The following is a 19641-nucleotide window of genomic DNA, read 5'->3' as shown; positions in this document are numbered from 1 at the left end:
GCCCTGGGCCGTGCCGAGCGCTCGCTCGGTACGGCTGGTGAATCGGCGCAGCTGCGCCGTCACTTCAGCGTGCAGCCGGCCGACTGGTCGGCTGCCGCCTTGACCCGCCAGACCGATGCCGGCGATGCCGCGGGCGGCTTCTGGCTGCGCGCCGATCCGGCCAATATCGTGCCGGACATGCAGGGTGCGCGTCTGATGGCAGCTGCCGAGACGCTGCGCTTGGAGCAGGCTGACGTTGACGCCTTGTTACCCGCGCTGCAGCCGTTGTTCGCTGGTTTCGGCTACCAATTGGATGCACCGACGCCCTCGCGTTGGTACCTGCGCCTGCCGGCTGACACGCCGCTGCCCGAGTTTGCAGAACCGGATGTGGTGCTCGGCGACGATTTGTTCTCGCATCTGCCCAACGGAGAGAACGGACGCCGTTGGCGCGCTTTGTTGACCGAAGCGCAGGTGGTCCTGCACCAGCATCCATGGAATGAACAACGCGTGGCGCAAGGCCAGCGTGCGGTCAATTCACTGTGGTTCTGGGGCGCTGGCAGCCTGCCGGCATCGGTACATACCGCGCACGCGCAGGTGCGCAGCCGTGATGCCCTGGTGCAGGGTTTGGCTGCGATGGCCGGGGTGCGCCTGGGCGGCGAGCAGAGCGTGGATGCGTTGGTCGATCTGCGCCAACTGCGTTCGCTGCAGCAGCTCGCTCGGGATGCAATCGCCCCTTTGCTCGATGCACTCAAGCGTGGCGAACTCAGCGAGTTGCAGCTGGATTTCGAAGACGGCACCGGCTATCGCATCACTCGCGGGCAGCGTTGGCTCCTGTGGAAGAAACCGATCATGACGCTTGTCGATGAGTGACAGTATGAAGATCGTTCGGCGCGAGATGGTCGCGACCGAAGGCTGGAGTAATGACACCCTGCCGTTGCTGCGCCGCATCTACGCTGCGCGTGGTGCCACCACGCCAGAGCAGGCACAGCCGCGACTGGCGCAGTTGCATGCGCCCGAGCTGCTGGGCGGCATGCAGGCCGCCGTGCAGTTGCTGGCTGATGCCATCGCCAGCGACAAGCGCATCCTGATCGTCGGTGATTTTGACTGTGACGGCGCCACCGCCTGTGCCGTGGGCGTACGCGGCCTGCGTATGCTGGGCGCGCGTGACGTCGTGCATGCCGTGCCGAACCGGATGCTGCATGGCTACGGCTTGTCGCCGTCCCTGGTTGAGGAACTTGCCGCGTTGAAGCCGGATCTGCTGGTCACGGTCGATCACGGCATTGCCTGTCATGCCGGCGTGCGCGCAGCAAAGGCCTTGGGCTGGCAGGTTCTGGTCACCGATCACCATCTTCCTGGTGAACAGTTGCCGCCGGCTGATGCGATCGTCGACCCGAACGTGGACGGCGATGCATTCCCCAGCAAGGCGCTGGCTGGCGTTGGCGTCATTTTCTACGTACTGATGGCGCTACGTCGCCACCTGCGCGAGCAGGCGGCATTCGGAACGCTGCCGGAACCTGATCTGCTGACGCTGCTGGATCTGGTTGCCGTCGGCACTGTCGCCGATCTGGTGGCACTTGATGAAAACAATCGCGCCCTTGTTTCAGCAGGTTTGCGGCGACTGCGCGCCGGCAAGGCCAGCGTCGGCCTGCAGGCCTTGATCGAGGTGAGCGGACGTGACCCGCGCCGGCTCAGCGCCAGCGACATCGGTTACGCCGTTGCGCCACGGTTGAATGCTGCAGGGCGCCTGGAAGACATGGCGCTGGGCATCGAGCTGTTGCTGACCGAAGACCCGGCACAGGCGCGGCATATCGCCACGCTGCTGGAAGAGATCAACGCCGAGCGCCGCGCGGTACAGCAGATCATGACCGACGATGCCGAGCGTGCCGTCGCCCGCGCACTGCTGGATGACGCCATGCAGCGCCCGGTTGCGGCCTGCCTGTTCGATGCCGAATGGCATCCGGGCGTGGTCGGCCTGGTCGCTTCAAAGATGAAGGACAGGCTGCACCGGCCGGTCATTGCGCTCGCCCCGGCCGAGCCCGGTGCTGATGCATTACGTGGTTCGGCGCGCTCGATCAGCGGCTTCCATATTCGTGATGCCTTGGCTGCAGTGAACGCCAATCACCCAGGGTTGATGGAGAAGTTCGGCGGCCATGCGATGGCAGCGGGCCTCAGCTTGTCGTTGGCAAATCTGGAAGCGTTCAAGGCTGCGTTCGAGCAGCAGGTGCAGCACAGCCTGGACCCGGCGCTGCTGCAGCAGCAACTGCTCAGCGATGGCGAGCTGTCCCCCGTCGAGCTGGACTTCCAGCACGCTGAGGCGCTGCGCTTGGCCGGTCCGTTTGGCCAGGGGTTTGCCGAACCATTGTTTGATGGCGCATTCGAAGTGCTTGAATGGCGGGTGCTGAAAGAACGTCATCTGAAGCTGGTGTTGCGTCAGTCGGGCAGTGCCGCGCGGATCAATGCCATTTACTTCAATGGCTGGAATGGCGCGGCACCTGCGCAACAGGTGCAGATCGCCTACCGTCTGGTGAGTGATGACTATCGCGGCGGCAAGGCGATCCAGTTGATCGTCGAGCACTGCGCGTCTGTCTGATTCCGGCGCGAGGTAGTGCGTTCGGCTGAACGTCGTGCCCGCACAATGCCGCTACGAGAGGTTGATCGAGGGGCCTCGCCAGGATCCGGGCGTTCCCAGTGCAATGCGTGTATTCATGCATTGCTGGTTCTAACTCCAGCGGGGCATGTAGAAAGGCAGGCGTCGGCGCATGCCTCATTCGCGCACCGGCAGGTTGATATGGCTGCTGCCATACCAGCGTATCTCCAAGGGCGTACCCGCATCAGCCAGTGTTTCATCGTTGGGGTTCTTGCCGCTGCCGAGATTGAGCTGCCGATCCGGTTGCTTGATGACTCCGAGGGTTATGACCAGACGGCTGCCTGCAGCCAGTTTGCGGCCCAGCAAACGGGTGTCGGTCAAGCGCACGCTATGCCGTTGTGCGGGTGCGAGCAGCTGGCGCTGGCTGGGGTCGGCTGCATGGCTGAGCCGCTGCAGCCAGTAGGCAAGATCGAGATAGTCGCCATCGGCGGTGAGTTCGTAGATGGCGAGCGCGATGTCGGCGTCCTGTTTGTTGAGGCTGAAATCCAATGTGCCCGAGAACGCGCCGGCCAGCTCGGTGTCCTGTTCCAGCGGTTCGCTGAGGAAGACCAGGCCGGCATGGGTATCAAGCTCGCGGTTGATGACCTGTGTTGGCGGTTGCCATGCCGCGTCGCCGCGTTCACGGAAATCGATGCGTTGCACACTGCTGCGTGTGGGTGCTGGTTCGGCGGCGAGTCGATGGCCGCCGCCGCTGGCGGGCAGCAGGTAGAAACGTTGTTGGCGTGTCGGCATTGCATCGAGTGATGCGGCGTGCCGCCACTGGTTGCTGCCCATGACCTGCCAGTTGACCCTGTCAGCCAGCAGCGCTGGTTTGGCTGCTGCTTTGAGTACGTGGTCGAACCACGCCAAACGCAGTGCCTGCAGGTCCACGCGCGCCGCCGGATCGGGCGTATAGCCCTGCACCTGTTCGGGCACGCCGGTCTGCATGGTGAAGTGCTCATAGGGACCGATGAGCAGCGTGTGATCGGCATCCGGGCGCTGCTTCAGATGCTCGCGGAAGTAGTGCAGGGCGCCAATCTGCGCGCCGTCGAAATAGCCGGTTGTCGCCAGCACCGGAATGCCGATGTCAGCGAACTCGCGCCCTTGGGGAATCAATGCCTGCCAGTAAGCGTCGTAGGTGGGATGCTGCAACCAGCGCTCGAACCAGGGGTTTGCGGCGCCGTCCAGCGTCGGCAGGTCGCGATAGGCCTGCCCGCTGCGGTACCAGCGACTGTTCAAGGCGTTCCATCGCCCGCTGTCGCCATAGGTGGCGTCGTCCAGCGAGGTGTTGTTCGTTGTGTAGAACGGCCAGGGATAGATGAAGTTGAGGAAGATTCCGCCTTCCATCGGCACGTCGATGCCGGGAGCGGTGGTTGCCGAGGTGGCGATGGCCTTGAGCGCGGGTGCGCGCTGTTTGAGTGCTGCCCACTGGGTAAAGCCGCTGTAGCTGCCGCCGTACATGCCGACCTTGCCGTTGCTCCACGGTTGGGCGGCGGCCCAGGCAATCACTGCTGCGGCATCGCTGCCGTCGTGCTCATACGGACGGACGGGATCAGGGCTGCGGCCCTTGCCGCGGCTGTAGGCAACCACGCTGGCATAGCCGTGTGCGGCCATCATCTTGGCATCGGACCAGGCCCAGTCGTCGTTTGCATAGATGGTGAAAGTCAGCAGCACCGGCAATCGGCGGGCCTCGGCTGGATGCACGGAGATGGCGGAGATGCGTGCGCCATCGGGCGTGGTGATGCTGATGTTGCGGTCAATGCTGTAACGCCGCGCGTCGTCTTCACTGATCGCCTGCGGTACCAGCGGCAGAAAGTCCGCGTATGCGGCATGCACCTGCCATGCGCGCAGCAGGGCGGTGGCTTGCTCGTCGTTCAGTGCCGTGACACTGTCGGTGGCATCGACCAGACTGTCCCGCTGTTCGCGCAGGCGTTGCAGATTGCTGCCGAAAGCGAATTCGGCCTTCAGGGCGGTCGGGTCATCGAGCCGCTGGAAGTGGTCTGCAAAACTGCGTTTCCATGCGTCTGCGAAACGGATCCGTTGCGTTTGCTGCAGCTGTTTGGCGCTCGCGTAGATCTCGTACTGGAGATACAACGGTGGCTGCTGGGGTGGATCGCCGCGCAATGCGCGCAGCTTGTGAATGCTTTCGATCGCCTGTGGGTACTGGCCTGCGACTATCTGCAGTCGGAAACGGGTATCCAGCAGCTGCTGTTCGTCGCCGTGGGGCAGGCGGTTCAAGGTGAGCCTTGCAAGCCCGGGCATGGCGGCATCTACATCGGCGGGCTGAGGCCGCGCCGACGCGGGGGGCGACATGGCAAGGGCCGAGGCACTTCCCGCGCCGAGCAACAGTAATAGGGCAAGCAAGCCACGCATGGCAAGACCATCGGTTTGATCGTTGGTCTTCAATAGCACATCGCATGGATGCGCGTAACGGCAGGTCTGTGCCGGTCGCAGGCTTGCAACAAGCGGGTGATGCCGGGCTTGGATGCGTTGCGACAGCACGGCTCATGGCAGGCACGAACCCATTGGACTTCAGTGCGGAAAGCACAACAGGCAGGCCACAGGCCTGCCCGTTGCATTCACGGCCAGAGGCGTTCGGTCAGCCGAGGATGCCCGGCAGATCCAGTCCCTTCTCCTTGGCGCAGTCGATGGCGATGTCGTAGCCGGCATCGGCATGGCGCATCACGCCAGTACCGGGGTCGTTCCACAGCACGCGTGCGATGCGCTGGTCGGCGGCCTCGCTGCCGTCGCAGACGATGACCACGCCGGAGTGCTGCGAGTAACCCATGCCAACGCCGCCGCCGTGGTGCAGGCTTACCCAGGTGGCGCCGCCGGCGACATTGAGCATGGCGTTCAGCAGTGGCCAATCGGAGACCGCATCCGAGCCGTCCTTCATCGATTCTGTTTCGCGGTTTGGAGACGCGACGCTGCCGCTGTCCAGATGATCGCGGCCAATCACCACCGGTGCGCTGAGTTCACCGTTACGTACCATTTCGTTGAAGGCCAGGCCGAGCTTGTGGCGCAGGCCAAGGCCAACCCAGCAGATGCGCGCTGGCAGGCCCTGGAAACTGATGCGCTCACGCGCCATGTCCAGCCAACGATGCAGGTTGGGATCATCGGCGATGATCTCCTTGACCTTGGCGTCGGTCTTGTAGATGTCCTCCGGGTCGCCGCTCAGCGCCACCCAGCGGAACGGGCCGATGCCGCGGCAGAACAGCGGGCGCACATAGGCAGGTACGAAACCGGGGAAATCGAAGGCGTTCTGCAAGCCTTCGTCGAAGGCCATCTGACGGATGTTGTTGCCGTAATCGACAGTCGGTATGCCAGCAGCGTGGAAGGCAAGCATGGCTTCAACGTGCACGCGCATCGCTGCCTTGGCGGCATCGCGGACCTTTTCCGGATTGGCCTGCTGTTCGGCCAGCCATTGCTCCACGCTCCAGCCGATCGGCAGGTAGCCGTGCACCGGGTCGTGGGCGCTGGTCTGGTCGGTAACGCAATCCGGACGCACGCCGCGGCGTACCAGTTCCGGCAGGATCTCGGCAGCATTGCCGAGCAGGGCAATCGACTTGGCTTCACCGCTGGCGGTGTACTTGGCGATACGTGCCAGTGCATCGTCGATGTCGGTCGCCTGCTCGTCGACATAGCGGGTGCGCAGGCGGAAGTCGATGCTGCTCTGGCGGCATTCGATGGTCAGGCTGCTGGCGCCGGCCAGCGACGCGGCCAGCGGCTGTGCGCCACCCATGCCTCCCAAACCGGCAGTGAGGATCCACTTGCCGCTCAGGCTGCCACCGTAGTGCTGGCGGCCCATTTCCACGAAGGTTTCGTAGGTGCCCTGGACGATACCTTGGCTGCCGATGTAGATCCAGCTGCCGGCGGTCATCTGCCCGTACATCATCAAGCCCTTCTTATCGAGCTCGTTGAAGTGCTCCCAGTTGGCCCAGTGCGGAACCAGGTTGGAGTTGGCGATCAGCACGCGCGGTGCATCCGGGTGGGTGGGAAACACACCGACTGGCTTGCCGGATTGCACCAGCAGGGTCTGGTTGTCGTCCAGGCGCTTCAAGGTTTCCAGAATCTTGTCGTAGCTTTCCCAGTCGCGGGCGGCGCGGCCGATGCCGCCGTAGACCACCAACGAAGTCGGGTCTTCGGCGACTTCCGCATCGAGGTTGTTCTGCAGCATGCGGAACGGCGCTTCGGTCTGCCAGGATTTGCAGTTGAGCGTATTGCCGCGAGGTGCGCGCGGGTTGCGGGAGGGGTCGTGGCGGGTCATGCATTTCTCCTGGTAGCAAATTCCAGACAAGCGCCAAGCACTTGCTGCAAGGTGTTGCGGACGGGGCTTGCGTGTTCGGGGTCGTAAGGCGTGGGCCAGCTGTGCTCGTCCACGTCCTCGGGTGCGGGTTCGTGCATGTAACCGCGGCAGCCCAGTTCCATCTGCAGGGTGTGCACGCCGTTGGCGGTGTTGCTGTAGTGGCGGGTGATCCAGCCACCCTTGAAGCGGCCGTTGCGGACGTGGCTCATGCCGCTCATGGCGCACAGGTTCTCGACCACGTCGGTCAGCGCGTTGTCGCAGGAGGTATCCGGCGCGCCGCTGGGTCCAGCGCTGCCGATATTGAACTGCGGCAGTTCGCCATCGAACAGATGCGGAATCAGGGAACGGATCGAGTGCGCGTCGTAGACGACCACGGTGTCATGCTGCGCGCGCAGGCGGGCGATCTCGCGGGCCAGTGCAGCGTGGTAGGGATCGAACCAGGTTTCGCGCCGATACTGGATCTCCGCGTCATCGGGCTCATGCCCGGCGCGGTACAGCGGCTGGTTGTCGAAGGTGGTTAGCGGGCACAGGCCGGTGGTGTTCTGTCCTGGGTACAGGGAGACACCGGAGGGGTCACGATTGACGTCGATCAGCGAGCGCGAGATGGCGGTGCGTACCGTTGTCGCGCCCATTGCCTTGGCAAAGGTATAGAGCTCGTGCACCCACCAGTCGGCGTCACGGCGGGCCAGCCACGGTGACACGAAATGGCCAACGCGCGAGGCAGGAAGCTCGGTGCCGGTATGCGGGAAGCTGACGATCAGTGGAGCGTGACCGTGGTGGATCTGCAGCCAGTCAGGGGCGTTCGTCATGGGGATTCCTGGGGTATGGCAGGCTTTGTTCTTCCCCCGCTGGCGGGGGAAGATGCCCGAAGGGCCTGCCCCCGCGAAGGCGGGGGGCAGAACGGGGGAGCTCTACGCGATGAAGGTCAAAAGCTCCCCTCATCCGGCGCTGTGCGCCACCTTCTCCCGCAAGCGGGAGAAGGGACAGGTTCGCGGCTTCCGATTGGTCTTGCGTGATCTGACAGATAGTCGCGCGGCCAGCCTTCGCCTCTCCCGCAAGCGGGAGAGGATGCCCGGAGGGCAGGTGAGGGCGCTCTTCGCGAGAACGCCCCAACGCTGGCCGGCAGCTCTGCATACGCTTCGATCAGGCCTTGTCCGTCACATCAACACCCGGCAACTGCACACTCAAGCCAGCGGTCAATGCACCCGCGCGCACCAATGCAGTCGCAGCAACCATGTCCGGATGGAAGTAACGGTCGTCCACCAGGGTAGGCACCTGCGCGCGCAAGGTCGAACGCACCTGCTCCAGCGCCGAACTCGAACGCAGCGGCGCATGGAAGTCGCAGCCCTGGCCTGCGGCAAGCAGTTCAATACCGATCACATTGGCAGCATTCTCAGCCATGGCAATCAAACGACGCGCACCATGCGCGGCCATCGACACATGATCTTCCTGGTTGGCCGAGGTCGGGATCGAGTCGACGCTGGCCGGATAGGCGCGCTGCTTGTTTTCCGACACCAGTGCTGCTGCGGTGACCTGCGGGATCATGAAGCCGGAGTTCAGGCCCGGCTTCGGGGTCAGGAAAGCAGGCAGGCCGGACAGCGCCGGGTCCACCAGCATGGCGGTGCGACGCTCGCTGATCGAGCCGATCTCGCAGACCGCCATCGCCAGCATGTCTGCTGCGAATGCCACCGGCTCGGCGTGGAAGTTGCCGCCGCTCAGTGCTTCGCCGGTATCGGTGAACACCAGCGGGTTGTCGGAGACACCATTGGCCTCGATTTCCAGGGTGGTGGCGGCCTGGCGCATCACGTCCAGCGCGGCGCCCATCACCTGCGGCTGGCAGCGCAGGCAGTAAGGGTCCTGCACGCGCACGTCATTGTCGCGATGCGATTCGCGGATTGCCGAGCCCTGCATCAACTCGCGCAGCACCGCGGCGGTGGCGATCTGCCCGCGCTGGCCGCGAATGCTGTGGATGCGTGGATCAAACGGGGTGTCCGAGCCCTTGGCGGCTTCCACCGACAACGCACCGGTAACCAGTGCGGCCTGGAAAACCACTTCGATCTCGAACAGACCGGCCAGTGCATAAGCGGTCGAATACTGGGTGCCGTTGAGCAAGGCCAGGCCTTCCTTCGCGCCCAGCACCAACGGCTGCAGGCCGGCCTGCTCGAAGGCGGCTTCCGCCGACATCCGCACACCGCCGACAAAGGCTTCACCAACGCCAATCATCACGCTGGCCAGATGCGACAGCGGTGCCAGATCGCCGGACGCGCCAACCGAGCCCTGGCAGGGCACCACCGGCACCACATCCTTCTGCAACATTGCTTCCAGCAGTGCCAGCGTCTGCGGGCGGATACCCGAGGCGCCCTGGGCCAGGCTGGTCAGCTTCAGCGCCATCATCAGACGGACCACGTTGGCGGGCATCGGCTCGCCTACACCGGCAGCATGCGACAACACGATATTGCGCTGCAGGGTTTCCAGGTCCTCGCGCTCGATGCGGACACTGGCCAGCTTGCCGAAGCCGGTATTGATGCCATAGACCGGCTCGCCCTTGGCGACGATGGCATCCACCACCTGTGCGCTGCGCAGTACCGCGGCTTGGGCCGATGCATCCAGGCGCACGTTGGCACCGCGATAGATCTGCCGCCATTGCGCCAACGGAACGTGGCCGGGGAGGAGGGTCAAGGTAGTGCTCATGCGTGCTCCAGCAGTGCGAGGTTCAAAGTGCGAGATTCAATGTGGAAGATTGAAGCGGGGCGGATTCAAACGGTTTGCCCGCGCCAGACGCGGGCATGCAATGGGTTGAAACCGATCCGGTAGACCAGGTCGGCGGGTGCTTCGATGTTCCAGATGGCCAGATCGCAGTCCATGCCGTTCATCAGCTTGCCGATGCGGTTGCCGCGGCCAAGGGCACGCGCGGCTTCGCGGGTGAAGCCGGCGATGCACTCGGCCACGGTCATGCGGAACAAGGTGGCGCCCATGTTCATCGTCAGCAGCGGACTGGTCAGCGGCGAAGTGCCCGGGTTGCTGTCGGTGGCCAGCGCCATCGGCACGCCTGCATCACGTAGGCCCTGGATGGGGGGCAACACGGTCTCGCGGGTGAAGTAGTAGGCGCCGGGGAGCAGCACGGCGACCGTGCCCGAGGCGCGCATCGCGGCAATCCCTGCTTCATCCAGGTGTTCGATGTGGTCCGCGGACAGTGCGCCGTTGTGTGCGGCCAATTCCGCACCGTGTTGGTTGGACAACTGTTCTGCGTGGATCTTGATTGCCAGCCCATGCTGTTTGGCGGCATCGAAAACCTGCTGCGCCTGCGCGGGCGAAAAGGCGATGTTCTCGCAGAAAATGTCGACGGCATCCGCCAACCCTTCCGCGGCGATTGCCGGAATCATCACGGCGCAGACTTCGTTGATGTAAGCCTGTGCCTCATAGCCTGGCGGCACGGCATGTGCACCAAGAAAGGTCGGCGCGATCTCCACCTTGCGCAGCACGCCCAGTTCGCGCGCAACGCGTAGCTGCTTGCGTTCGTCGGCCAAGGTCAGGCCGTAGCCGGATTTGATCTCGATGGTGGTGATGCCTTCGGCCAGCATCGCATCCAGGCGGGGCAGGCTGGCCTCGATCAAGGCCGCGTCATCGGCGGTGCGGGTTGCGCTGACGGTGGAAACGATGCCGCCACCGGCCTTGGCAATCTGTGCGTAGGTCACACCCTGCAGGCGTTGCTCGAACTCGCCGGCGCGGTTGCCGGCATAGACCAGGTGGGTATGGCAGTCGATCAGGCCGGGGCTGATCCAGCGGCCATTGCAGTCGACGCGGTTATCGGCGTCAAATGCAGGGGCATCTGCTGCTGGCCCGACATGCAGGATGCGGCCATCGCGGGCGGCGACAACACCGTCGCGGATGCTGCCCAGTCCGCCCGAGGCGTCGTCCAGGGTCATCAGGTTGGCGTTGTGCCATAGCGTGTCGCAGCGCATTGTCCCTCTCCGTGCCTATTTGTATATACAATAACGGCGACCATCGGAGAGTGTCCAGTGACAACGATCAAGCCAGCCCCAACGGTTCGTTTCCACGCGGCCCACGCCTTGTTGCCGCAGGGCTGGGCGCAGGATGTGCGTATCGAGAGCGTTGCCGGTCGCATCACCGCGGTGGTTGCCGGCGAAGTCTGGGACGGCCAGTCGCAGCGTCTGGACGTGGTGGTCCCGGGCCTGGGCAACCTGCACAGTCATGCCTTCCAGCGGGCGATGGCCGGGCTTACCGAGGTTGGTGGGCGCTCCGGCGACAGCTTCTGGAGCTGGCGCGAACTGATGTACCGGTTCCTGGACCGCCTGGACCCGGAGACCTTCCAGGCCATTGCCGCGCAGGCGTACATGGAGATGCTGGAAAGCGGCTTCACCCGCGTCGGCGAGTTCCACTATCTGCACCACACTGAAAACGGCAGCCGCTACGCCGACCATGCGGAAATGTCGGTACGGGTCGCGGCGGGGGCGGATGAAACCGGTCTGGGCCTGACCCTGCTGCCGGTGTTCTACGCGCACAGCGACTTTGGCGGAGCCGCACCAACACCGGCGCAACGGCGCTTCCTGCACGACATCGATGGTTTTGCGGACCTGCTTGAAGGCTGCAAACGCGCCCTGGCAGACACGCCCGATGCGGTGCTGGGGCTGGCACCACACAGCCTGCGCGCAAGCACGCCGGAAGAATTACAGGCGTTGGTTGCATTGGCACCGGGCCCGATCCATATCCATATTGCCGAGCAGACCCGCGAAGTCGATGCCTGCCTTGCCTGGAGCGGTCAGCGACCGGTCGAATGGCTGTATGCCAATGCTGCTGTCGATGCGCGTTGGTGCCTGGTGCACGCTACCCACGTCAACGACAAAGAGGTGCAGTTGATGGCGGACAGTGGTGCGGTGGTCGGCCTGTGCCCGATCACCGAGGCCAATCTGGGTGACGGCCTGTTCCCGATGCGCGAGTTCGTGCGGGTCGGCGGTCGCTTCGGCGTCGGTTCCGATTCCAATGTATTGATCGATGCGGCCGAGGAGCTGCGTCTGCTCGAATACGGTCAACGCCTGCAGCTACGGGGCCGAAATGTACTTTCGCCGGGCGATCTGTCCAGTGGCCGCTGGCTCTATCAGCAGGCAGGGGAGGGGGGCGCACAGGCGTTGGGTGTACAGGCGGGTTTGAGCGTGGGTGCTGCTGCTGATCTGCTGGAACTGGATGCCGAGCATCCGGCCCTGCTCAATCGCAGCGGTGACGCCTTGCTTGACAGCTGGCTGTTCGCCGCACGTAATGGCGCCCTTCGCAGCGTCTGGCGCAACGGTCGGGCCCTGGTCCGCGATGGTCGCCACGTGAACCGCGATGCGATCAGCGCGCGTTACCGTGCCGCGCTTGCGCGGATACTGGGCTAAGGTCGGTTATCGGCCAGACACCGTCTCTTTCAGGAAACCCGAGTGAAGGGCAAGAAAGCTCCCACCCTCAATCACCGCATCCGCAGTGACATCGAAGGCCGCATCCTCAGCGGCGAATGGGAGCCTGGCTTCCGTATTCCGTTCGAACACGAGTTGATGGAACAGTACGGTTGCTCGCGGATGACGGTGAACAAGGTGCTGACCGCGCTGGCCGAGAGCGGCATGATCGAACGCCGCCGTCGCGCAGGTTCCTTCGTTGCACGGCAGCCGCCGCACCTGGAGCAGGTGGCGCTGGAAATCCCCGACATCGAAGTGGCGGTCACCGACCGCGGCCACGAGTACGGTTTCCAGTTGCTGGAACGCGCGCACCGCAAGGCCAGGGAAACCTCGGTCGAAGAGCTGCAACTGGTAGGTGACGGCAAGCTGCTGGCGATGCGCTGCCTGCACCTGGCTGACGGCAAGCCGCTGGCGTTGGAGCGCCGGTTGATCAATCCCGAAGCGGTGCCGGAAACCTTGAAGGTGGATTTCTCCATCCATGCGCCGGGCAGCTGGCTGCTGCAGAACGTGTCATGGACGCGCGGACAGCATCGCATCAGCGCGGTGGCCGCGACCGCTGACGAAGCTGCATTGCTGAAGGTTGCGGTGGGCACGGCTTGCCTGGTCATCGACCGCCAGACCTGGCGTGGCGAACTGCCCATCACCTGGGTCCGGCAGATGTTCCTCGGCGATGCCTACGACCTGATTGCCCGCTTCGCGCCGGGAGCACGCTGATTCTGCGCGTTTGATTCAATCCGTCCGATTCAATCTCCAGCCAAGCCAATGGCCTGGCTGGAAGCTGCTGACTCTCAGATGGTGCTGCACTGCCGCCAGCGCACCGGCTCATCCACGCCGGGACGCGGGTTGAGCTGCACGCGGGTGGTGCGCAGTGCCGGGTAGCGCTGCAGCTGCTGGCAGATCAGCGGCCACACCTGGGCGTCATCGCCACTGCGTTCCACCGACAGGGTGGAGCGGGTCAACCAGATGCCGCTGACCACGCCGGAAGTGCCGGCCAGGGCTTTTGAAACGGATTGCTGGTAGCGCAGCAAGGTGGCGGCGTCCGGGTCCTGCACAAGGTCGCCCGGGTGAGCGGCGCTCGTTGCGGCGGCGGCAGGCTTGGCGTTGCTGGGTTCAGCGGCAGGCTCGGCTGCAGCTGCCGGTTCGGCAGTTGGTGCGGCGACAACCTGCGGTGCCGTGGCGATTGGCGCAGCTGCTGGGGAATCACCTTGCATGGTCATGTAGCCCATGCCGGCAAGCAGGCCCAGGGTGGCTGCCGCCAATCCGGCAATGCCTGTGTGACGGACCGCTTCGCGGCGGGCGATGCCAGTGACTGTCTCGTGCGCTTCGGTGGGCATATAGGGCTTGAGCAGCTCCCACAACTGACGCGCATCGATGATTTCGATCGAGTGCTTTTCCGCCTCGGCCAGGCCGTCGCGCTCAACGTGACCTTCGGTGATCAGCAGGCCGCCAGCGGCGCCGGTCAGGCTGATGGCCGAGGCAAGCTCATGGATGGCAGTCGCATCGAAGCGGTAGGCGCGGCCGTGCTTGCACGATACAAGCCAGCGCTGGCCGCCGCGCTGCAGCAGGAAATCGCTGCTGGTGCCGCGGTCGTTTTCATCGTCGTCGGTCAGCGGGTGCAGGTCGCGCTGCTCGGCCATGGCCTGGTGCACGATGCGGGAAAACTCGCGCCAGCGCATGCCAGCCAATGCGGCCAGGCCATGCTGGCGCTCGGTTTGACGGCGGGCGACCAACCAGAGGTATGCAGAAGCCAGGCCCCACAAGAGCAACGCAAGCAACAGGGCCAGAATCCACGAAAACATCGACATACCTGAAAGCCTATAGATGGCGCCCAGTCTATCTTCCCTGACGACCGTAAGAGCAGGCTGACTTCGCCTTTTTGAACTGCGCCCGTGAATTAATCCGCAGGCGTTGTCGCCGGCCAGTAATGGCTGTCGGGTAGCGCCCGCGCGCCAAAGATGGCCTGACCGACCCGGACCACGCTTGCACCTTCCTCGATGGCGATCTCGAAGTCCCCGGACATGCCCATCGACAGCTCATCCAGCCCGATGTGGGCAGGTGCGTGCTGGCGCAGCTGATCGCGCAGCTCACGCAGGCGAACGAAGCAGGCCCGGACCTGCGCCGGCTCGGCGGAGAACAGGGCCAGGGTCATCAGGCCACGGACCCGCAACGCGCCGGAGCGTGGCAGGGCCTGCAGGAAACCGGCGACCGCTTCGGGTGCCAAGCCGTATTTGCTGGTCTCGTTGGAGCTGTTCACCTGCACGAACACGTCCAGCGAGCGGCCTTCGGCCTGCAGCCGACGTTCAAGGGTTTCGGCCAGACGCAGGCTGTCCAGGGCCTGGAATTCGTCGGCGAAACGCGCCACCAGCTTGGCCTTGTTGGTCTGCAGGTGGCCGATCACCGACCAGCGCAGGTCGCCAAGGTCCTGCATGGCCTCCCACTTGTGGTGGGCCTCCTGCACTTTGTTCTCGCCCAGCACGCGGCAACCGGCCTGATAGGCAAGGCGGATATGGGCTTCGTCGATGGTCTTGCTGACCGGCAGCAGTCGCACGCCGACCGGATCGCGGCCGACACGTTGACAGGCCGCATCGATGCGCTCGTGGACCAGTGCCAGATTTCGGCGGAAGTCATCCACGGTCTCGGCACGTGGGTAGTGGCCGTGCAGGGCGTGCCGGGTCTGGGTGCCGGGATCAGGATCCGGGTACGGGGTGTGCATGCGTGTCTCCAGCGTTTGCGGCCGCCGTCTGTTGCTGCGTGAGCGGCGCGGTGAACAGCGGATTATCGCTCGCTGGCAGGTCCGAAACCCGGATTTCGGCCGCCTGGGCAAATCGCAGGCATGAAAAACCCGCCATCCGATGCCGTGAGGGGAGGGAGACTTACGGCGCGGTACTGCTGGCGGGTGATTGATTCTTGCTCAACCAATGCTGCTTTGCAACATCATTGGTCTTCAGCGTGCTGCCCGTCGTGCGCGGCGCGGCTCTCGGCCCGGGTAAGGCGGCGGTTAAGGGCGTCCAGGCGGTCGTTCAGCGCCTCGATGTCCGAGCGCGAGGGGATGTCCATGCGTCGCAGCACGTTGTGGACCTGGTCTTCAAATGATTTTTCGACCTTGTCCCAGGTACCGGCGGCGCGCTCGCGGGCCTGGCCCAGGGTGTTCTCCACGGTGTCGCGCAGGCTTTCGCCTTTGCGCGACTGCTCGCGGGAACGGGCTTCGCTGTCCTGGCCTTCCTTGACCAGGGTGTCGAACAGTTTGCTGCCCTCGGCCTGCGCACGCGATAGCGCGCCCAGACCGGCCAGCCAGACCTGCTGGGCCGACTCGGTCACCTTCCTGGTCAAGCGCTCGGCCTGGCCTTGCGCGCCAGTGGTGTCGTCCTCGTCTTCCGGGCGTTGCTCGTAGGTGGTCATGACGATGCTCCTGTGCGGGGTTGAAGAGTTCAGCTACACCGTAACGGCTTGGCGGCTCGAGTTGTGTGACGGTGCCTGCTCAGCCGAGCTTGTCGGTCAGCACGCGTTGAATTTCGGACTCCACCATGCCTTTCATTGCCGACAGCAGGAAGCCCAGCTCGGCCTTGACCCGCACCGCACCCGGCAGCAGCTCGATGGCGCCGTCCACACCGGAACGGTTGAAGTGCAGCACTGGGCCGTCCCAGCGGGTGGCCACGTCGAAGCGCTCCTGCAGTTTTTCCGCGACTTCGGCGATGGCGGTGCGGGCCTTGTCATCGGACAGGGAATGGGCGTGCTGGATATCAATGGTGGACATGGCGTATGGCCTGGACTGCTGTTTGTAAGAAAGATGCGCCATTGTGCGGACCGGCGCGGCGTAGTCCAAGCCTTGCGTACACCTTCTGCATGACCGGATGACCTGCTAGTCTGCTGCCGGTGCGCACTCTGCAAGTCCATTTCAGTAATCGTCAGCAGCCGGATCAGTCATTGATGCCGGGTGTCCAGCGCATTGTGCGCCACGCCTCGGGTCAAGTCCGCTTGGGCGACGGCAGTGTTGGCCCATTGCTGTTGGCGCAGTTCTGTACCGATCAGCGCGGGGTCTGGTTGCAGGTTGCCAATGGCGGCCGCGGCATCCATGTCAACGGCCGTCCGGTGCGGCGCATGGCGCTGCTGCGCGCAGGTGATTCGGTATATGCCGACGGCGCGGAAATGCTGCTGCGTGGCGACTGCGAGCAGGTGGCGCATCCCCCTGAAGCCCCGACTGATGCTGGCGACGACCTGCGGGTGCTGTTGCGCGGGGTAGGTGGCCGCCATCACGGCCGCAGCTTTACCCTGGACACGCCGCGCGTCATCGGCAGTGATCCGGCCAGCGACATTCTCATCGACGACCCGGCCTTCGCCGCGCGTCATGCCCGTTTCGAACGGCACGGTGACAAGGTTCTGCTGCGCGATCTGGGCTCGGCCGACGGCAGCCTGGTCAATGGCGTGATCACCCGCCATTGCTGGCTACAGGCCGGCGACCAGGTGGTGTTCGAGGGCAACCACCGCTTTGTCCTGGAAGTCCCGCTGGGCCCGGCCTCGGCCAGTGTGGCGTTCCCGCAGGAGGAGGATGACGAGCCGGTTGCACTCAAGCCATCGACGCCGGTACCGGCCAAGCCCAGGCTGCCGCGGCGTTGGCCGTGGCTGCTGCTCAGTGCCTTGCTGCTGGGTGCGGCGATCAGCGGCTTGTTGCTGTTCGGGGCACGCTGAGCACCGGTTCCGGTGGCGTTTGCCCGACGCATGGGCAGCACTGAAACAGCGGTCCGAAATGGGTGCAGATGCAACCTTTTCCGGATGGCCCAAGGCTGTTGCGCTGCGGCATACTAGGGGTTCTGCTCAACAGGTGTGACATGACGCGCGCATTCAATTTCAGTGCCGGCCCTGCGACATTGCCGGAATCGGTCCTGCGTCAGGCGCAGGCGGAAATGTTGGAATGGAATGGCGTAGGTGCGTCCATTGTCGAGATCAGCCATCGCAGCGCCGATTTCATGGCCGTGGCGGCCGAGGCCGAAGCTGATCTGCGCCACCTGATCGGTATTCCCGACGATTACGCGGTGCTGTTCCTCGGTGGCGGTGCCACCACCCAGCAGGCACTGCTGCCGCTGAACTTCGCCAGCCCGGGCCAACGCGTGGACTACGTGGTCAGTGGCCACTGGGGCAAGACTGCGGTCAAGCAGGCCCAGCCCTATGTCGACGTCAACATCGCCGCCAGCGGTGAGGCCAGTGGCTATCGGGATATCCCGGCGCGCTCGCAATGGCAGCTGTCGGACGATGCGGCGTACGTGCACATCACTGCCAACGAAACCATCCACGGCATCGAGTTCCGCGATGTTCCGGATGTTGGCGGCGTGCCGCTGATCGCCGACTTCAGCTCGTCGATCGCCTCCGAGCCGATTGATGTGTCGCGTTATGGCGTGATCTATGCCGGCGCGCAGAAGAACCTTGGCCCGGTGGGTATCGCCGTGGTCATCATCCGCCGCGACCTGCTGGAACGCGCCGGCCAGCCGCGTGCCGATATCTTCGATTACCGCTCGCATGTCGCTCGCGATTCGATGTTGAACACACCGCCGACCTGGAACTGGTACCTGGCCGGGCTGATGTTCAAGTGGATGCTGGCCCAGGGCGGTGTGGAAGCCTTTGCCAAGCTGAGTCTTGCCAAGTCGTCGGCGGTGTACGACGCCATTGATGGCTCCGGCGGCTTCTATCGCAACGAAGTGGCTGCGGCTGTGCGTTCGCGGATGAACATTCCGTTCTTCCTGCCCAGTGACGAGCTCAATGCGCGCTTTGTCAGCGAGTCCAAGGCAGCCGGCTTGCTGGCGCTGAAAGGTCACAAGGCTGTCGGTGGTATCCGCGCTTCGCTGTACAACGCCATGCCGCTGGAAGGTGCGCAGGCGCTGGCAGCGTTCATGCGTGATTTCCAGCAGCGCAACGGTTGAACCACTCCCGCCGTGCGCGTTGCGCCGGCCTGTAACAGGTAGACGATTCCATGGCGACCAAGCCAAGCAAGACCGCCAGCAAGGCCAAGCCGGCCACCGCAGCCAAACCTGCCGCCAAGAAAGCCGCGAGCAAGCCTGCTGCGGTGAAGAAGACGGCCGCCCGCAAGAAAGCGGTCACCGAGACCCTGGCCGTCGCCAAGCCGGTACTGTCGGATGTGCGCGCCAAGATCGACCAGATCGATCGCAGCATCCAGGCCTTGATTGCCGAGCGGGCCAACTTCGCCCATCAGGTCGGCAAGGCCAAGGGCAAGCTCGCGGCAGCCGTTGACTACTACCGCCCGGAGCGCGAAGCACAGGTGCTGCGCATGGTGGTGGACCGCAACGAAGGCCCGCTCAGTGACGAAGTGCTGGTGCACGTCTATCGCGAAATCATGTCGGCCTGCCTGGCCCAGCAGGAGCCGCTGAAGATCGGCTACCTCGGCCCGGAAGGCTCGTTCACCCAGCAGGCCGCGCACAAACACTTTGGTCGTTCGGCGCTGGGTTTGCCGCTGGCCAATATCGAAGAAATCTTCCAGGAAGTGGAAAACGGCAACGCCGATTTCGGCGTGGTGCCGGTGGAGAATTCCGGGCAGGGCACGATCCAGATCACCCTGGACATGTTCCTGACCTCCAACCTCAAGATCTGTGGCGAAGTCGAGCTGCGCGTGCAGCAGTACCTGCTTTCACGCACTGGCCGCATCGAAGACATCGAGCGCATCTACGCGCATCCGCAGGCCTTCATGCAGACCTCGGCGTGGTTGCGGGCGAACCTGCCCAAGACCGAAAAGGTGCCGGTGTCCAGCAACTCCGAAGGTGCCCGTCGCGCCCGCAACGCCGAAGACGCAGCGGCCATCGGTGGCGAGAGTGCAGGGCACGTCTATGGCCTGAAAAAGGTGGTGACCAAGCCGATCCAGAACGACGCGGACAACACCACGCGCTTCCTGGTGATTGGCCGCCAGCTGTTCCCGTCGTCGGGCCATGACCGTACCTCGGTGCTGGTCTTCATCCACGACAAGCCCGGCGCGCTGTTCGACGTACTCAGCCCGTTCGCGCGCCATGGCATCAGCATGAACCGCATCGAATCGCGGCCATCGCACCAGGCCAAGTGGGAATACGGCTTCTTCATCGACCTGGCCGGCCATATCGAAGACGCATCAATGCAGGCCGCGCTGGCCGAGCTGAAGTCGCACTCGGCGCAGATCAAGGTGCTCGGCTCCTACCCGGTCGCAGTGCCTTGAGTTTCGAGCCCCTCTCCCTGCGGGAGAGGGGTTGGGGTGAGGATTGGCTGACCGAGATTCTTGAATTCGCTGCAGCCATGTGCGTTCGCAC

16 protein-coding genes are annotated in these 19641 nt (G+C 64.3%); 7 read left to right on the top strand and 9 right to left on the bottom strand.

Annotation, left to right across the window (positions count from 1 at the left end; translation table 11 throughout):
* Both QMX78_RS04740 and recJ read left to right on the top strand, forming a co-directional pair.
* Window positions 1-849 (top strand): phosphoglycerate mutase (locus tag QMX78_RS04740; RefSeq protein WP_282267062.1); only part of this gene is annotated, 849 nt, incomplete at its 5' end.
* Window positions 850-853: 4 nt separating this feature from the next.
* Window positions 854-2569: a single-stranded-DNA-specific exonuclease RecJ gene (gene recJ / locus QMX78_RS04735; RefSeq protein ID WP_282267060.1), complete on the top strand. Its 1716-nt coding sequence runs from the start codon at window positions 854-856 to the stop codon at window positions 2567-2569.
* 174 nt (window positions 2570-2743) lie between these two features.
* On the opposite strand, the gene QMX78_RS04730 is transcribed toward recJ, so the two are convergent.
* The 5 genes from QMX78_RS04730 to hutI form a co-directional block, all read right to left on the bottom strand.
* The gene (locus QMX78_RS04730; protein ID WP_282267058.1) at window positions 2744-4843 is read right to left on the bottom strand and encodes a CocE/NonD family hydrolase; all 2100 of its coding nucleotides are present in this window, start codon (window positions 4841-4843) and stop codon (window positions 2744-2746) included.
* A 361-nt stretch (window positions 4844-5204) separates the two neighbouring features.
* Window positions 5205-6872, bottom strand: coding sequence for a urocanate hydratase (gene hutU, locus QMX78_RS04725; protein ID WP_282267056.1), 1668 nt, complete (start codon window positions 6870-6872; stop codon window positions 5205-5207).
* On the bottom strand, window positions 6869-7720 hold the full coding sequence (gene hutG / locus QMX78_RS04720) for an N-formylglutamate deformylase (RefSeq protein WP_282267055.1): 852 nt from the start codon (window positions 7718-7720) through the stop codon (window positions 6869-6871). The genes hutU and hutG overlap by 4 nt, the downstream gene beginning before the upstream one ends.
* Window positions 7721-8054: 334 nt before the next feature.
* A complete protein-coding gene (gene hutH / locus QMX78_RS04715; protein ID WP_282267054.1) occupies window positions 8055-9602 on the bottom strand; it encodes a histidine ammonia-lyase in 1548 nt (515 codons plus the stop codon).
* A gap of 65 nt (window positions 9603-9667) precedes the next feature.
* On the bottom strand, window positions 9668-10873 hold the full coding sequence (gene hutI, locus QMX78_RS04710; protein WP_282267052.1) for an imidazolonepropionase: 1206 nt from the start codon (window positions 10871-10873) through the stop codon (window positions 9668-9670).
* Between the two features lie 66 nt (window positions 10874-10939).
* Here hutI and QMX78_RS04705 point away from each other — a divergent pair, with 66 nt between their 5' ends.
* On the top strand, window positions 10940-12304 hold the full coding sequence (locus tag QMX78_RS04705; protein ID WP_282267063.1) for a formimidoylglutamate deiminase: 1365 nt from the start codon (window positions 10940-10942) through the stop codon (window positions 12302-12304).
* A gap of 42 nt (window positions 12305-12346) precedes the next feature.
* Entirely contained in the window at window positions 12347-13075 is a 729-nt protein-coding gene (hutC, locus tag QMX78_RS04700) for a histidine utilization repressor (RefSeq protein ID WP_282267051.1), read from the top strand.
* Between the two features lie 74 nt (window positions 13076-13149).
* Here the strand turns inward: hutC and QMX78_RS04695 are convergent, their stop codons facing one another.
* From QMX78_RS04695 to QMX78_RS04680, 4 genes are all read right to left on the bottom strand, one after another.
* A complete protein-coding gene (locus QMX78_RS04695) occupies window positions 13150-14160 on the bottom strand; it encodes a restriction endonuclease (protein WP_282267049.1) in 1011 nt (336 codons plus the stop codon).
* 95 nt (window positions 14161-14255) lie between these two features.
* Window positions 14256-15074, bottom strand: coding sequence for a YggS family pyridoxal phosphate-dependent enzyme (locus tag QMX78_RS04690; protein ID WP_282267048.1), 819 nt, complete (start codon window positions 15072-15074; stop codon window positions 14256-14258).
* Window positions 15075-15295: 221 nt separating this feature from the next.
* On the bottom strand, window positions 15296-15760 hold the full coding sequence (locus tag QMX78_RS04685) for a phasin family protein (protein ID WP_282267047.1): 465 nt from the start codon (window positions 15758-15760) through the stop codon (window positions 15296-15298).
* Window positions 15761-15839: 79 nt separating this feature from the next.
* Window positions 15840-16115, bottom strand: coding sequence for a polyhydroxyalkanoic acid system family protein (locus QMX78_RS04680; protein ID WP_282267046.1), 276 nt, complete (start codon window positions 16113-16115; stop codon window positions 15840-15842).
* 119 nt (window positions 16116-16234) lie between these two features.
* On the opposite strand from QMX78_RS04680, the gene QMX78_RS04675 reads away from it, so the two are divergent.
* From QMX78_RS04675 to pheA, 3 genes are all read left to right on the top strand, one after another.
* A complete protein-coding gene (locus QMX78_RS04675; protein ID WP_282267044.1) occupies window positions 16235-17047 on the top strand; it encodes an FHA domain-containing protein in 813 nt (270 codons plus the stop codon).
* A gap of 140 nt (window positions 17048-17187) precedes the next feature.
* The gene (gene serC, locus QMX78_RS04670; protein ID WP_282267042.1) at window positions 17188-18273 is read left to right on the top strand and encodes a 3-phosphoserine/phosphohydroxythreonine transaminase; all 1086 of its coding nucleotides are present in this window, start codon (window positions 17188-17190) and stop codon (window positions 18271-18273) included.
* A gap of 50 nt (window positions 18274-18323) precedes the next feature.
* Complete coding sequence (pheA, locus tag QMX78_RS04665; RefSeq protein WP_282267040.1) at window positions 18324-19550, top strand: prephenate dehydratase; 1227 nt, start codon at window positions 18324-18326, stop codon at window positions 19548-19550.
* The last annotated feature ends 91 nt before the right edge of the window (window positions 19551-19641 follow it).

The sequence above is a fragment of the Stenotrophomonas sp. PS02298 genome (genome assembly GCF_029959445.1).
Classification (GTDB): Bacteria; Pseudomonadota; Gammaproteobacteria; order Xanthomonadales; family Xanthomonadaceae; genus Stenotrophomonas.
This window is presented reverse-complemented; position numbering and strand designations above follow the sequence as displayed.

What these genes read in the sequence shown, in the direction of transcription:
- hutU (WP_282267056.1), bottom strand. Translation starts at nt 6,872, where the DNA reads ATGACCCGCCACGACCCCTCCCGCAACCCGCGCGCACCTCGCGGCAAT.
- hutG (WP_282267055.1), bottom strand. Translation starts at nt 7,720, where the DNA reads ATGACGAACGCCCCTGACTGGCTGCAGATCCACCACGGTCACGCTCCA.
- QMX78_RS04685 (WP_282267047.1), bottom strand. Translation starts at nt 15,760, where the DNA reads ATGACCACCTACGAGCAACGCCCGGAAGACGAGGACGACACCACTGGC.
- QMX78_RS04695 (WP_282267049.1), bottom strand. Translation starts at nt 14,160, where the DNA reads ATGTTTTCGTGGATTCTGGCCCTGTTGCTTGCGTTGCTCTTGTGGGGC.
- hutI (WP_282267052.1), bottom strand. Translation starts at nt 10,873, where the DNA reads ATGCGCTGCGACACGCTATGGCACAACGCCAACCTGATGACCCTGGAC.
- hutH (WP_282267054.1), bottom strand. Translation starts at nt 9,602, where the DNA reads ATGAGCACTACCTTGACCCTCCTCCCCGGCCACGTTCCGTTGGCGCAA.
- serC (WP_282267042.1), top strand. Translation starts at nt 17,188, where the DNA reads ATGACGCGCGCATTCAATTTCAGTGCCGGCCCTGCGACATTGCCGGAA.
- QMX78_RS04680 (WP_282267046.1), bottom strand. Translation starts at nt 16,115, where the DNA reads ATGTCCACCATTGATATCCAGCACGCCCATTCCCTGTCCGATGACAAG.
- recJ (WP_282267060.1), top strand. Translation starts at nt 854, where the DNA reads ATGAAGATCGTTCGGCGCGAGATGGTCGCGACCGAAGGCTGGAGTAAT.
- pheA (WP_282267040.1), top strand. Translation starts at nt 18,324, where the DNA reads ATGGCGACCAAGCCAAGCAAGACCGCCAGCAAGGCCAAGCCGGCCACC.
- QMX78_RS04690 (WP_282267048.1), bottom strand. Translation starts at nt 15,074, where the DNA reads ATGCACACCCCGTACCCGGATCCTGATCCCGGCACCCAGACCCGGCAC.